A 12,501-nucleotide genomic window follows, 5' to 3' on the forward strand; every position below is an offset into this window, starting at 1 on the left:
GCGACGGCCGCGGGAGAGCTGTGCCATGCGCCTACCCGCCCACCGGCGTGGAGGTAGGGTGGCAGCACCCCGCCACCCACGCACCACCCGCTTGTCCGCCCTTCGCTAATCCGCTATATAGCCATGGTCCGGTGGGCTGGGGCTCGCGGAGGCATGGCGCGACAGGCAGGTCCTCTCGCGCCTTTTCGCTTATGGGCGGCGTCTCCTCGCACCTCGTGCCGACACGGATGTCGCGCGCGGCATGCGGCCGTCGCGGCAGTGATGGCCAAGACCAGCGGACACAACCGCTTGGCCGGAAACACGACTAGGACGAAGTATCTATGGCCTCTACGGCAACTCCCTCGCGCGACGAATTCGCGGCGCTGCTCGATGACATGTTCGGCGGCGCCGACAGCTTCGAGGGCCGCGTGGTGCTCGGCACCGTGACCGGCATCGAGAACGACCTGGCGGTGATCGACGTCGGGCTCAAGAGCGAGGGCCGCGTGCCGCTGCGCGAGTTCGCGCCGGCGCCGGGACAGAAGGCCGAGCTCAAGGTCGGGGACGAGGTCGAGGTCTATGTCGACCGCGTCGAGAACATGCACGGCGAGGCGATGCTCAGCCGCGACCGCGCGCGCCGCGAGGCCGCCTGGGACAAGCTCGAGCTCGAGTTCAGCAAGACCGCGCGCGTCGAGGGCGTGATCTTCGGCCGCGTCAAGGGCGGCTTCACCGTCGACCTCAACGGCGCGGTGGCGTTCCTCCCCGGCTCGCAGGTCGACATCCGCCCGGTGCGTGACGTCACCCCGCTGATGGACATCCCGCAGCCGTTCCAGATCCTCAAGATGGACCGCAAGCGCGGCAACATCGTGGTGTCGCGCCGCGCCGTGCTGGAAGAGACCCGCGCCGAGCAGCGCTCGGGCCTGATCCAGTCGCTCCACGAGGGCCAGATCATCGACGGCGTGGTGAAGAACATCACCGACTACGGCGCCTTCGTCGACCTCGGCGGGATCGACGGCCTGCTGCACGTCACCGATCTCAGCTACAAGCGCGTCGGCCACCCGAGCGAGATGATCAACATCGGCGACACCGTGAAGGTGCAGATCATCCGCATCAACAAGGACACGCAGCGCATCTCGCTGGGCATGAAGCAGCTCGAGAGCGATCCGTGGGACGGCGCCTCGTCCAAATATCCGGTCGGCGCCAAGCTGTCGGGCCGCGTCACCAACATCACCGAATATGGCGCGTTCGTCGAGCTCGAGCCGGGCATCGAGGGCCTCGTCCACGTGTCCGAGATGTCGTGGACCAAGAAGAACGTCCATCCGGGCAAGATCGTGTCGACCTCGCAGGAGGTGGACGTGGTGGTGCTCGAGGTCGACGAGGACAAGCGCCGCATCTCGCTGGGCCTGAAGCAGGCGCAGGCCAACCCGTGGGAGGCGTTCGCCGCCGCGCACCCGATCGGCTCGACCGTCGAGGGCGAGGTCAAGAACGCGACCGAGTTCGGCCTGTTCATCGGCCTGGACAACGACGTCGACGGCATGGTGCACATGTCCGACATCGCCTGGGGCGTGTCGGGTGAGGACGCGCTCAACCTTCACCGCAAGGGCGAGACCGTCCAGGCGGTGGTGCTCGACATCGATCCGGAGAAGGAGCGCATCTCGCTCGGCATGAAGCAGCTCGAGCGCGGCGGCCCCGTCGCGGCGGGCGCGGGCGATCGCCTGGGCAAGAACCAGGTCGTCACCGTCACCGTGCTCGAGGTCCGCGACGCGGGTCTCGAGGTCCAGCAGGGCGACGATGGCGCGACCGGCTTCATCAAGCGCACCGATCTCGGCCGCGACCGCGATGAGCAGCGCCCGGAGCGCTTCCAGGTCGGCCAGAAGTTCGACGCGATGGTGACGGGCTTCGATCGCTCCAAGAAGCCGACCTTCTCGATCAAGGCGATGCAGATCTCCGAGGAGAAGCAGGCGGTGGCGCAGTACGGCTCGTCCGACTCGGGCGCGTCGCTGGGCGACATCCTGGGCGAGGCGCTCAAGGCGCGCGAGACCAAGAAGTAAGCCACGTTCGCCGCCGCGAGGTGACATGGGAGGGGATCGGCCGCGAGGCCGGTCCCCTCTCTCGTTCGATGGTAGCGCTCAACCGTTCTGCGTTGACCCATAATGCGTAAAAGCGACCAGATCGGTGCTATCGCCCCGCGGGGCTTATCTGTATCAACCCGCCTCACTTGGTATACGGCGGAAGTGGACGCAGGATGATACGCTCTGAGTTGGTGCAGCAGTTGGCCGCCGGTAATCCGGAGCTGGCGCAGCGCGACGTGGAGGCGATCGTGACCACCTTCTTCGACGAGATCACCGCCCGGCTCGCCAACAACGGCCGGGTGGAGCTGCGCGGGTTCGGCGCTTTCTCGACGCGCGCGCGCGACGCGCGAGTCGGCCGCAACCCGCGCACCGGGGAGACCGTCGAGGTCGACGCCAAGCGAGTTCCCTTCTTCAAGCCCGGCAAGGAGATGCGCGTCCGGCTCAACGTCGGTGAGTGACGCGCCGGGTTGACGCGGTCCGTCGCAACCGCTTCGTGGTCGGCGATGGGCGGACGTGGCGGAATCGGTAGACGCTGGGGACTTAAAATCCTCTGCCATCGGCGTGCGGGTTCGAGTCCCGCCGTCCGCACCATCCTCGGGCGCACGATCGTGGCGACGCTGCTGTTCACCACCACCGGTTGCGGGCGACGCGCGGACGTCGGACCGGTCGTCGTCAGCGTCATCGGCGGCACGCCTCGGCTCGCCGGGCGCGACCGCGCTCAGCTCGGTGAGTCCGACCGGCTGCTCGCCGACTCGCTCGCCGAGGGGCTGGTGCGGCTCGACGCCGCGGGACAGGTCGAGGCGGGTGTCGCCGAGCGCTGGATCGTCACCGACGAGGGACGCAGCTATATCTTCCGCCTACGCGACGCGCATTGGCCCGACGGCGAGCCGGTGCGTGCGGCGCAGGTGGTGGCGCTCCTGCGGCGCGAGATCGCGGCGCGCTCGGCCAACCGGCTCGCGCCCTATCTCACCGCGGTGTCGTCGATCGTCGAGATGACCCCCGAGGTGATCGAGGTCGAGCTGGCACGCCCGCGCCCCGACCTGCTCAAGCTCTTCGCCCAGCCCGAGCTCGCGCTGGTGCGCGACCGCCCGCGCCCGCCGGGCGGCGCTGGCCCGTTCCGCCGGCGCACCGAGCGCGGCGGCGGGTTGCTGCTGACACCCGCGATCGACCCCGACCGTGATCCCGAGGAGCCCGGCCCCGCGCCCGAGGATGACGTGCTGCTGCGCGGGGAGCGCGCCGCGACCGCGATCCTGCGCTTCGTCGAGCGCCAGTCCGACCTCGTCTCGGGCGGGACGATCACCGACTGGCCGCTGCTGCGCGCCGCCAACCCGGCGCCGATCAACGTGAGGCTCGATCCCGCCGCCGGCCTGTTCGGTCTCGCGGTGGTGCGTCGCGACGGCTTCCTCGCCGACGCCGCCAACCGGGGAGCGGTGGCGATGGCGTTCGACCGCGGCGACCTGGTGACGAGCGTGTCCACCGATTGGGCGGCGCGCGAGACCCTGCTTCCCGAGCAGCTCGACTCCGCCGCGCCGCCCGCCAACCCGGGGTGGAGCACCGTCCTGCCCGAGCAGCGACAGGCGGCGGCGCGCGCGCGCGTCAGCGCGTGGCGGCTCGCGAGCGGGGTCGCGCCCGAGCTTCGCCTCGCGCTCCCCGGCGGCGCGGGCGGGACGCTGCTCTGGGCACGGCTCGCGCGCGATCTCTACGCGATCGGCGTGCGCCCGATCCGCGTCGCCGCCGACGCCGCCGAGGCGGACCTGCGCCTGGTCGACGCGGTCGCGCCCTATGACAGCGCGCGCTGGTATCTGGCGGAAGCGTGCGTCACCTGCTCGGACGAGGCGCATGACGCGGTCGAGGCGGCGCGGCTGGCCGACACGCTCGACGCGCGCGCCAGCGCCAGCGCCACTGCCGACCGCCTGCTCGCCGACGACGTCGCCTTCATCCCGCTGGCGCGCCCGTTCCGCTGGTCGCTCGTCGCGCTGCGGCTGCGTCAGTGGCAGCCCAACGCGCGCGCCTGGCACCCGTTGAACCGACTGCGCGCCGACACCAATTAGATCCCATGAACGCCCGCCCCACCCCGCTGACCTCGCCGCTGCTCGACTCGTTGCCGACCGGCACCGACCCCGCCTCGGTGCGCCGCCGCGTCGAGGCGATGGAGCAGTTGCTCGAGGGATTGTTCGTCATCCCCGGCATCAACCGCCGCGTCGGGCTCGACGCGATCGTCGGGCTGGTGCCCGTGGTCGGCGACCTGGTCACCGCGGCGATGGGCATGTGGATCGTGTGGGAGGCGCGCAACCTCGGCATGGGGCGCGCCGCGCTGCTCGGCATGACGGCGCGGATCGGCTTCGACACGCTGCTGGGCGCGATCCCGGTGATCGGTGACGCGGCCGACCTGATGTACCGCTCGAACACGCGCAACGTGAAGCGGATCAAGCGCTATCTCGACAAGCACCATCCCGCGACGGTGACGGTCACGCGCTGAGGCTCAGCGGGGTCGGGGCTGGAAGACGGTCCCGCCGCACAGCGCGCGCGGCGCGCCGGTCGTCCCCGGGAAGCTGATCGGCAGCGACCGCAGCGTGCGCACCGCCATGAAGGCGAAGCCCTCCGCCTCGAGCGAGTCGCCGTTCCAGCCGAGCGCGTCGACCGACTCGGCGGCCAGCCCGGTCTGCTCCGCGATCATCCGCATCAGCACCGGGTTGAGCCGCCCCCCGCCGCCCACCAGCAGCCGTCGCGGCGCGCGCGGCAGCAGCCGCAGCGCCACCGCGACGCTCGCCGCGGTGAACGCCGTCAGCGTCGCCGCGCCGTCCGCCAGGCTCAGCCCGCGCGCCGGCTGGATCGTGAAGTCGCTGCGATCGAGCGACTTGGGGTAAGGCGCGTCGAAGAACGGATGGTCGAGCATCGCGCCGAGCACGCTCTCGTCGATCCGGCCGGCCGCCGCGGCGGCACCGTCGCGGTCGAAGCGCTCGCCCGCCTCTTGCTCCATCCAGCTGTCGATCAGCCCGTTGGCGGGGCCGGTGTCGAAGGCGGCGAGCGGTGCGCCGTCGGCCACGAGGGTGATATTGGCGACCCCGCCCAGGTTGAGCACCGCCACGGGCTCGTCGAACGTCGCGGCGCGCGCGGCGTGATAGACCGGCAGCAGCGGCGCGCCCTGCCCTCCCGCGGCGACGTCGGCGGAACGGAAGTCGGCGACCGTGACGATGCCGGTGACGTCGGCGAGCGTCTGGCCGTCGCCGATCTGCCAGGTCCAGCCGCGGTCGGGCCGATGCGCCACGGTCTGGCCGTGAAAGCCGATGACGTCGACCTCGTTCGCGGTCACGCCCGCGTCGCGCAGCAGCTTCTGCACCGTTAGCGCGTGCGTGCGCGTGATCAGCTCGGCCGCGGCGACGATCGGCGGGCTGGCGCGGGGGCGCTGGAAGCCGAGCGCCAGCTGGGTCGCGGCGGCCAGCTGCGCGCGCGCCGGGTCCGAGTAAGGCTCGCCGCGGAACGCCAGCAGCCGCGCGGCGCGCTCGCCGTCGGTCTCGATCAGCGCCGCGTCGATGCCGTCGAGCGAGGTGCCCGACATCAGCCCGATCGCCAGCATGGTGTCTGTCTCCCGCCCGTTCACTCGCTGTTCCTATCGTCTCGTCGGCGGTGCTGGCAAATCCGGCCGTCGCGCATTATGTGCGCGGCGTCTCATGGCAACTCTACTCCCCTCCCCGCCGCGCGTCGGCATGGTCTCGCTCGGCTGCCCGAAGAATCTGGTCGACTCCGAGCGGATCCTGACCCAGCTGCGCGCCGACGGCTACCAGATGTCGCCTGATTATGCCGGCGCCGACGTTGTACTGGTCAACACCTGCGGCTTCCTCGACTCGGCGAAGGAGGAGAGCCTGGAGGCGATCGGCGAGGCGATCGCCGAGAACGGGCGCGTGATCGTCACCGGCTGTATGGGCAAGGAGGCCGAGGCGATCCGCCGGCGCTTCCCCGACGTGCTCGCGATCACCGGCGCGCACGAATATGAGCAGGTGGTGGAGGCGGTCCACGCCGCCGCCCCCGCCGCGATCAGCCCCTATGTCGACCTGATCCCCGACGCCGGACTCAAGCTGACCCCGCGGCATTACAGCTATCTCAAGATCTCCGAGGGCTGCAATCACCGCTGCTCCTTCTGCATCATCCCGTCGCTGCGCGGCGACCTGGTCAGCCGCCGCCCGGACGCGATCCTGCGCGAGGCGGAGAAGCTGGTCGCGGCGGGGACGCGCGAGCTGCTGGTGATCAGCCAGGACACCTCGGCCTATGGCATCGACATCCGCAACCAGCCGCGCCGCTGGAAGGACCGCGAGGTGCGCCCGCACATGACCGACCTGGCGCGCGAGCTCGGCCAGATCGCGCCCTGGGTGCGCCTCCACTACGTCTATCCCTACCCCCACGTCGATCAGGTCATCCCGCTGATGGCGGAGGGGCTGGTGCTGCCCTATCTGGACATCCCCTTCCAGCATGCCGCCCCCGCGGTGCTGCGCCGGATGAAACGTCCCGCCAACGACGCCAAGGTCCTCGGCCGGATCCGCGGCTGGCGCGAGGTGTGCCCCGACATCGCGATCCGCTCGACCTTCGTGGTCGGCTTCCCCGGCGAGACCGAGGCGGACTTCCAATATCTGCTCGACTGGCTCGACGAGGCGCAGCTCGACCGCGTCGGCGCGTTCCGCTTCGAGCCGGTCGCGGGCGCGTCGGCGAACGACCTGCCCGACCCGGTGCCCGAGGAGGTCAAGGAGGAGCGCTACGCCCGGATCATGGCGAAGACCGCGGCGATCTCCGCGGCCAAGCTCGGCGCCAAGGTGGGGCGCACGCTCGAGGTGATCGTCGACGCGGTGGACGCGGCGAGCGGCGGCGCCACCGCGCGCTCGCAGGCCGACGCCCCCGAGATCGACGGTGAGGTGCAGCTGCGCGACGCCGGCCATCTCGCGCCGGGCGACATCGTGCGCGCGGCGATCGAGGACGCCGACGAGCACGATCTGTACGGCGTGCCGGTTGCCGCTTGACGGCGTCGCGCGCACTGCTAAGAGGCGCCCTCGCTTCGGCGAATGCCCTTGGGGCGGAGTAGCTCAGCTGGTTAGAGCAGCGGAATCATAATCCGCGTGTCGGGGGTTCAAGTCCCTCCTCCGCTACCATTCGAGAAGCGCAGAGATCCGCCACTCTCGATGCGCCGAATGGCGGTCTCGCTCTATTCTTCGTACCGCCGATCCAGCGGCGCTACCTGCCGATCCGCTATTCACGATGCGCTGCCGAACACGGTGATGGCCGGCATGGCGCATCGATCAGGGCACGGCCATCCGCTCGACGTAACAACGGTCGCAGATGCCGTCCTCGGCGGGAGGCTCGGTGCCGCAATCCTCGCATAGCCCCGCCGCGCTCCGCGAGGCTCGGAGGGCAGCCGCTTCGCGGTCGCGCCTCGTCAGCCACGTCCACAACGACGACAGGAGCCCAGGCGCGCGCACCGGGGCAGCATGACTGATCGATCTCGCGTGATACACGGACGCACTTTCCGATGGAGGTAAGCCGAAGAAGAGCGCGCCGATACCCCAAACGGATACGGACAGGAACGACAAAGCGGGCCCACGGCGGGACTGAATGAGCCTGCCCCGCTGAGGTACGCGAGGGTCCAGGTCACGCCCCGCGCCCGCGTCGGCCTCGTCGTGGCGAGGGGCGCCCGACCGCGCCACCGCGCGGCGATCAGGTGCGCGCGTCGAACAGGTGGCGCGACAGCGGCTCCCACGGGCCGCCGCGATACCAATAGGCGCCGAGCCCCGCGATCGTGACCGGCCGCGCGACGAACTCGGCCGTGAGCCGTGCGAGCAGCGCGCGCGCCTCGCCCGGCTCCACCTTGTTCTGCACCGTCACGTGCGCGCGCCAGCCGGCCTGGTCCTGCGGCGTCAGCAGCCCGCGGAACGCCTCGGCGAGCCGCGCTCGGATCGCCTCCAGCGCCGCGCTCTCGACGCGATAGGCCACGCCGCGCCCGAGCGACACCAGGCCGGCGAGCCGCGCGCGCGGCGGCGGCACCCCGCGCGTCTCCGCCACCAGCCGCTGGCGCAGCTCGGCCGCGCCGCTCGGCGGCAGGTGGTGGAACATCGTCAGATGCGCGGCGAGCTGGTTGCGCTCGGGCGGGAAGAAGGCGCGGCGCTGGGCATCGAGGAACGCCTGGTCCGCCGCGCCGAACAGCGCGGTGACGATGATGGGCGCGAGGCTCGGGGCGTCGGGGTCGCTCAAATCTCGATCTGGCTGCCCAGCTCGACCACGCGGTTGGTGGGCAGGCGGAAGAACTCCATCGCGCTCTCGGCGTTGCGCAGCATCCAGCTGAACAGTTTCTCGCGCCAGATCGCCATCCCCGGCCGGTCCGAGGCGAGCAAGGTCTGGCGGCTGAGGAAGAAGCTGGTGTCCATCATGCGGAACTCGGCGCCGCAGCCGTCATAGGAGCGCAGGTGCGCGGGCACGTCGGGCTCTTCCATGAAGCCGTAGCGCAGCACCACGCGGTGGAAGCCCTGCCCCAGGTCCTCGTGGAGGAAGCGGTCCTCCTCGGGGAAATAGGGCATGTCGGTGACCCGCACGGTCAGCAGGATCACGCGCTCGTGGAGCACGCGATTGTGCTTGAGGTTGTGGAGCAAGGCGTGGGGCACGCCCTCCGGCGTCGAGGTCATGAACACCGCCGTGCCGGGCACGCGCGTCGCCGAGGTCGCGGCCGAGTCGATGAAGATCTTGATCGGCATCGCCGCCTCGCGCATCCGCTCGAGCATCAGCTTGCGCCCCTGCGACCAGGTGGTGAGCAGCACGAAGACGATCACCGCCACCAGCAGCGGGAACCAGCCGCCGTCGGGCACCTTGGTCAGGTTCGAGGCGAAATAGAGCCCGTCGATCGACAGGAAGGTGATCTCGAACAGCGCGGTCGCCCAGATCGGCCAGTGCCACACGCGGCGGATCAGCACGCCGACCATGCAGGTCGAGATGAACATCGTCCCCGTCACCGCGATGCCATAGGCGGCGGCGAGGTTGGAGGATTCACCGAAGCCGAACACCAGCAGCAGCACCATCACCATCAGCGCCCAGTTGACCGCGGGGATGTAGATCTGGCCGGCCTCCGAGGCGCTGGTATGGGTGATGCGGATCCGCGGCATCAGCCCCAGCTGCACCGCCTGCTGCACCACCGAATAGGCGCCGGTGATCACCGCCTGGCTGGCGATCACCGTGGCCATGGTGGCGAGGATCACCAGCCACAGCCGCCAGCTCTCGGGCGCCATCAGGAAGAAGGGGTTCTCCGCCGCGGACGGCTGCTCCAGCAGCAGCGCCCCCTGGCCGAGATAGTTGATCATCAGCGCGGGCAGCACGAAGCCGAGCCAGGCGTAGGAGATCGGCTTGCGCCCGAAATGCCCCATGTCGGCGTAGAGCGCCTCGGCGCCGGTCACCGCCAGCACCACCGAGCCGAGCGCCAGGAAGGCGAGTGTGCCGTCGTTGGCGGCGAAGCGCACCGCGTAGACCGGGTTGAGCGCGTAGAGGATGTCGGGCCGCGCGACGATATGGATCCCGCCCATCACCGCGAGCACGACGAAATAGACTGCCATGATCGGGCCGAACAGCCGCCCCACCTTCTCCGTCCCGATCGACTGGAGGTAGAAGAGCGCGATCAGGATCGTCACCGCGATCGGCAGCACGAACGAGTCGAAACCCTGCTCCACCGTCGCCAGCCCCTCCACCGCGGACAGCACCGAGATCGCGGGCGTGATCATGCAGTCGCCGAAGAACAGCGCGGTGGCGAGCACGCCGAGGATGACGAGGCTCGGCCCCCAGCGCTTGCCCGCGCCCGAGCGGCGCTGGATCAACGCGAGCAGCGCGAGGCTGCCGCCCTCGCCGTTATTGTCGGCGCGCAGGACGATCAGCACGTATTTGAGGGTGACGATCAGCATCAGCGACCAGAAGACGAGGCTGATCACGCCGAAGATGTGGAGCTGGTCGACCGCGAGCGGATGGTGCCCGACGAACACCTCCTTGAGCGCGTAGAGCGGGCTGGTGCCGATGTCGCCGTACACCACGCCGATCGCGCCGAGCGCGAGCCGCGCCAGGCCGTCGCCGGTGCCGTGATGATGCCCCGCCTGGGCCTGCGCGCGGACCGCCGGGTCGTCGGTGTTCACGCTCATGCGTTGCCGACCGTGCTCGAGGCGTCGCCCGCGTGTGTTGCCATGGTGCCAGCGCGCCTAGCACGCGCGCCATGGGGCGGCAACGCGGAACAGATATCGAACGTCAGGGTTATCCACACACTACAGGAGATGGTGATGAGCGACGACAATCCCAAGAGCCACCCCTACTCCAACGCGGAGAAGGATCCCGACGACTGGACCACGGGGGACGAGCCGATGACCGGCGCGCAGGCGAGCTACCTCAAGACGCTGAGCGAGGAAGCGGGCGAGGCTTTCGACGACACGCTCACCAAGGCCGACGCGTCGAAGAAGATCGACTCGCTGCAGGAGCAGACCGGGCGCGGCAAGACCGACTGACCCGATCGCGCGGGCGTCACCCTCCGAGCGAGGGATCGACGCCCGCGGCGATGAACTGGTCGAGCACCAGCACGCGGCGCGCCAACTCGCGTCGGTAGTCGGTGCCCGGCGCGGAGAGTGCCACCGCGCGCAGCCACAGCGCGCGCGCCTGGGTGAGCTGGCCCGCCTTGAGATACGCCATGCCGAGATAATAGGGCGGCGCGGGATGCTCCGGCGCGAGCCGCGCGGCCTGGCGAAAGGCGAGCAGCGCGGGGGGCGAGAGCCGGTCGCCCGCGTCGGCCGCGAGCGTGACCCCCGCCCAGGTCCATAGGATGAAGCTCTTCGGGAGCTTTGACACCCCGCCCAGTACGACCCAGGCCGCGGCGCGACTGTTGCCGCTGCGGGTCATCGCGTCGGCGGCGACGAGATAGGCGGTGTCGGCGGTGTAGCGCCCCAGCAGGCTGTCACGCAGCGCGATCTCGTCGGGGTCGATCGGCGCGCTCTCGACCCGCGGCGTCGCGGGCGCCGCGGCGAGGAGCGGTGATCCCTGCCACGCATAGCCCGCACCGCCGAGGCACAATGCCGCCGCGAGCAACGTCCATAGCGCGCGATCGGCGCGCAACAGCGCCAGTGCGGCGAACGCGCCCGCCCCGAGCAGCAGCAGCGCGGCGAATCCCATCACCGCGTCTCCAGCGTGCGAGTCTCGTGCATCTTGCCCGCCATCTGCGGCGGCATGTATTTCTCGTCGTGCTTGGCGAGCAGGTTGGTCGCGGTGAACGAGCCGTCGGGGTTGAAATGCCCCTCCGCCACCACGCCGGAGCCCTCGCGGAACAGATCGGGCGCGATCCCGCTGAAGCGGACCGGGGTCGTCGCCTGCCCGTCGGTGACGGTGAAGGCGATCGAGACGCCGTCGCCCGCGCGCCGGAGTGAGCCGCGCGCGACCATGCCGCCCAGCCGGACCGCCTTGTTCGATGACGGGAGCGCGCCGCGCACGTCGCTCGGCGCGTAGAAGAAAGCGGCCTGGTTCCGCAGTCCCGACAGCGCCAGCAGCGCCGCGGCGGCGAGCGCCAGCGCGCCGAGCGCCACCAGCGTCATCCGCTGCGACTTGGGCGTCACTTCTCGTGCTTCCGCATCGCGCGGTAGCTCAGCCAGCCGACCAGGGCGCCCGCGCCGAGCACCAGCGCATAGGCTACGAGCACGAAGGGCCAGGGGTTCATGCCAGCGCCCTCCGCCGCAGCCGCGCCTCGGCCTTCGCGACGGCGAGGATCGTGCGCATCCGCATCAGGACGATCGCGCCGAACAGGCAGGAGAAGCCGAGCAGCATGATCGGCAGCGGCCACAGCAGCGAGCGGTCGATCGTCGACGAGGTCAGCCCGATGCTCGGCCCCTGGTGGAGCGTGTTCCACCACACCACCGAGTAGCGGATGATCGGCAGCAGCACGGTGCCCGCGATGCCGTAGATCGCGGGCACGCGCCCGTCGCCGCCGCGCTCGCGATCGGCGTTGGAAAGCGCGATGAAGCCGAGATAGACGAAGAACAGCAGCAGCATCGACGTCAGCCGCCCGTCCCATTGCCACCACGTCCCCCAGGTCGGCCGCCCCCAGATCGCGCCGGTGACGAGGCACAGCGCCGCGAAGGTGGCGCCGGGCACCGCGACCGCGCGCGCGGCGACCTCGGCCAGCGGGTGGCGCCATACCAGGAAGGCGGTGCTCGCGATCGCGATCGCGCTCCACCCGCCCATGCCGAGCCAGGCGGCGGGGACGTGGACGTAGAGGATTCGCACCGTCTCGCCCTGCAGATAGTCCGGCGGCGTCTGGGTCAGCCCGGCCCAGCTGCCGAACGCGACCAGCACCACCCCCAGCCACCACAGCCAGGGCGTGAGCGGGCGCGCGATCCGAAGGAAGCGGGCGGGGTTGGCGAGGGCGTGGAGCGTCGGCAAGGGGCTGGGCGATCGATCGGTCAGG

At 70.6% G+C, this 12,501-nt stretch carries 12 protein-coding genes and 2 tRNA genes; 8 read left to right on the forward strand and 6 right to left on the reverse strand.

Going from position 1 to position 12,501, the window contains the following annotated elements:
* Positions 1–320 precede the first annotated feature (320 nt).
* The 5 genes from rpsA (at position 321) to KZ813_RS02915 (ending at position 4,527) form a co-directional block, all read left to right on the forward strand.
* Entirely contained in the window at positions 321–2,027 is a 1,707-nt protein-coding gene (gene rpsA, locus KZ813_RS02895) for a 30S ribosomal protein S1 (protein WP_219753485.1), read from the forward strand.
* A gap of 194 nt (positions 2,028–2,221) precedes the next feature.
* Entirely contained in the window at positions 2,222–2,506 is a 285-nt protein-coding gene (locus KZ813_RS02900; RefSeq protein WP_219753486.1) for an integration host factor subunit beta, read from the forward strand.
* Between the two features lie 49 nt (positions 2,507–2,555).
* Positions 2,556–2,639: transfer RNA gene (locus KZ813_RS02905), tRNA-Leu, on the forward strand.
* Positions 2,640–2,656: 17 nt separating this feature from the next.
* The gene (locus tag KZ813_RS02910) at positions 2,657–4,099 is read left to right on the forward strand and encodes an ABC transporter substrate-binding protein (protein WP_308461769.1); all 1,443 of its coding nucleotides are present in this window, start codon (positions 2,657–2,659) and stop codon (positions 4,097–4,099) included.
* A gap of 5 nt (positions 4,100–4,104) precedes the next feature.
* Entirely contained in the window at positions 4,105–4,527 is a 423-nt protein-coding gene (locus tag KZ813_RS02915) for a DUF4112 domain-containing protein (protein ID WP_219753487.1), read from the forward strand.
* A 3-nt stretch (positions 4,528–4,530) separates the two neighbouring features.
* On the opposite strand, the gene KZ813_RS02920 is transcribed toward KZ813_RS02915, so the two are convergent.
* Positions 4,531–5,625 (reverse strand): anhydro-N-acetylmuramic acid kinase, encoded by a 1,095-nt coding sequence (locus KZ813_RS02920; RefSeq protein ID WP_219753488.1) that lies wholly within the window; start codon positions 5,623–5,625, stop codon positions 4,531–4,533.
* A gap of 94 nt (positions 5,626–5,719) precedes the next feature.
* Here KZ813_RS02920 and rimO point away from each other — a divergent pair, with 94 nt between their 5' ends.
* Together rimO and KZ813_RS02930 are read left to right on the forward strand one after the other, a co-directional pair.
* Positions 5,720–7,057 (forward strand): 30S ribosomal protein S12 methylthiotransferase RimO, encoded by a 1,338-nt coding sequence (rimO, locus tag KZ813_RS02925; RefSeq protein ID WP_219753489.1) that lies wholly within the window; start codon positions 5,720–5,722, stop codon positions 7,055–7,057.
* A gap of 52 nt (positions 7,058–7,109) precedes the next feature.
* Positions 7,110–7,186 (forward strand) — tRNA-Met (locus KZ813_RS02930).
* A gap of 562 nt (positions 7,187–7,748) precedes the next feature.
* On the opposite strand, the gene KZ813_RS02935 is transcribed toward KZ813_RS02930, so the two are convergent.
* Positions 7,749–8,282, reverse strand: coding sequence for a 2'-5' RNA ligase family protein (locus tag KZ813_RS02935; RefSeq protein WP_219753490.1), 534 nt, complete (start codon positions 8,280–8,282; stop codon positions 7,749–7,751).
* Positions 8,279–10,195, reverse strand: coding sequence for a potassium transporter Kup (locus KZ813_RS02940; RefSeq protein WP_373369249.1), 1,917 nt, complete (start codon positions 10,193–10,195; stop codon positions 8,279–8,281). Before KZ813_RS02940 ends, KZ813_RS02935 begins: the two co-directional genes overlap by 4 nt.
* 141 nt (positions 10,196–10,336) lie before the next feature.
* Here KZ813_RS02940 and KZ813_RS02945 point away from each other — a divergent pair, with 141 nt between their 5' ends.
* The gene (locus KZ813_RS02945; RefSeq protein ID WP_219753492.1) at positions 10,337–10,558 is read left to right on the forward strand and encodes a DUF3072 domain-containing protein; all 222 of its coding nucleotides are present in this window, start codon (positions 10,337–10,339) and stop codon (positions 10,556–10,558) included.
* A 16-nt stretch (positions 10,559–10,574) separates the two neighbouring features.
* On the opposite strand, the gene KZ813_RS02950 is transcribed toward KZ813_RS02945, so the two are convergent.
* The 3 genes from KZ813_RS02950 to ccmC form a co-directional block, all read right to left on the reverse strand.
* Entirely contained in the window at positions 10,575–11,216 is a 642-nt protein-coding gene (locus KZ813_RS02950) for a tetratricopeptide repeat protein (protein WP_219753829.1), read from the reverse strand.
* Complete coding sequence (gene ccmE, locus KZ813_RS02955; protein WP_219753493.1) at positions 11,216–11,653, reverse strand: cytochrome c maturation protein CcmE; 438 nt, start codon at positions 11,651–11,653, stop codon at positions 11,216–11,218. The genes KZ813_RS02950 and ccmE overlap by 1 nt, the downstream gene beginning before the upstream one ends.
* Positions 11,654–11,750: 97 nt before the next feature.
* Positions 11,751–12,476, reverse strand: a complete 726-nt coding sequence (gene ccmC, locus KZ813_RS02960) for a heme ABC transporter permease CcmC (protein ID WP_219753494.1) — start codon at positions 12,474–12,476, stop codon at positions 11,751–11,753.
* Between the last annotated feature and the right edge of the window lie 25 nt (positions 12,477–12,501).

The organism is Sphingomonas folli (assembly GCF_019429525.1).
Classification (GTDB): Bacteria; Pseudomonadota; Alphaproteobacteria; order Sphingomonadales; family Sphingomonadaceae; genus Sphingomonas; species Sphingomonas folii.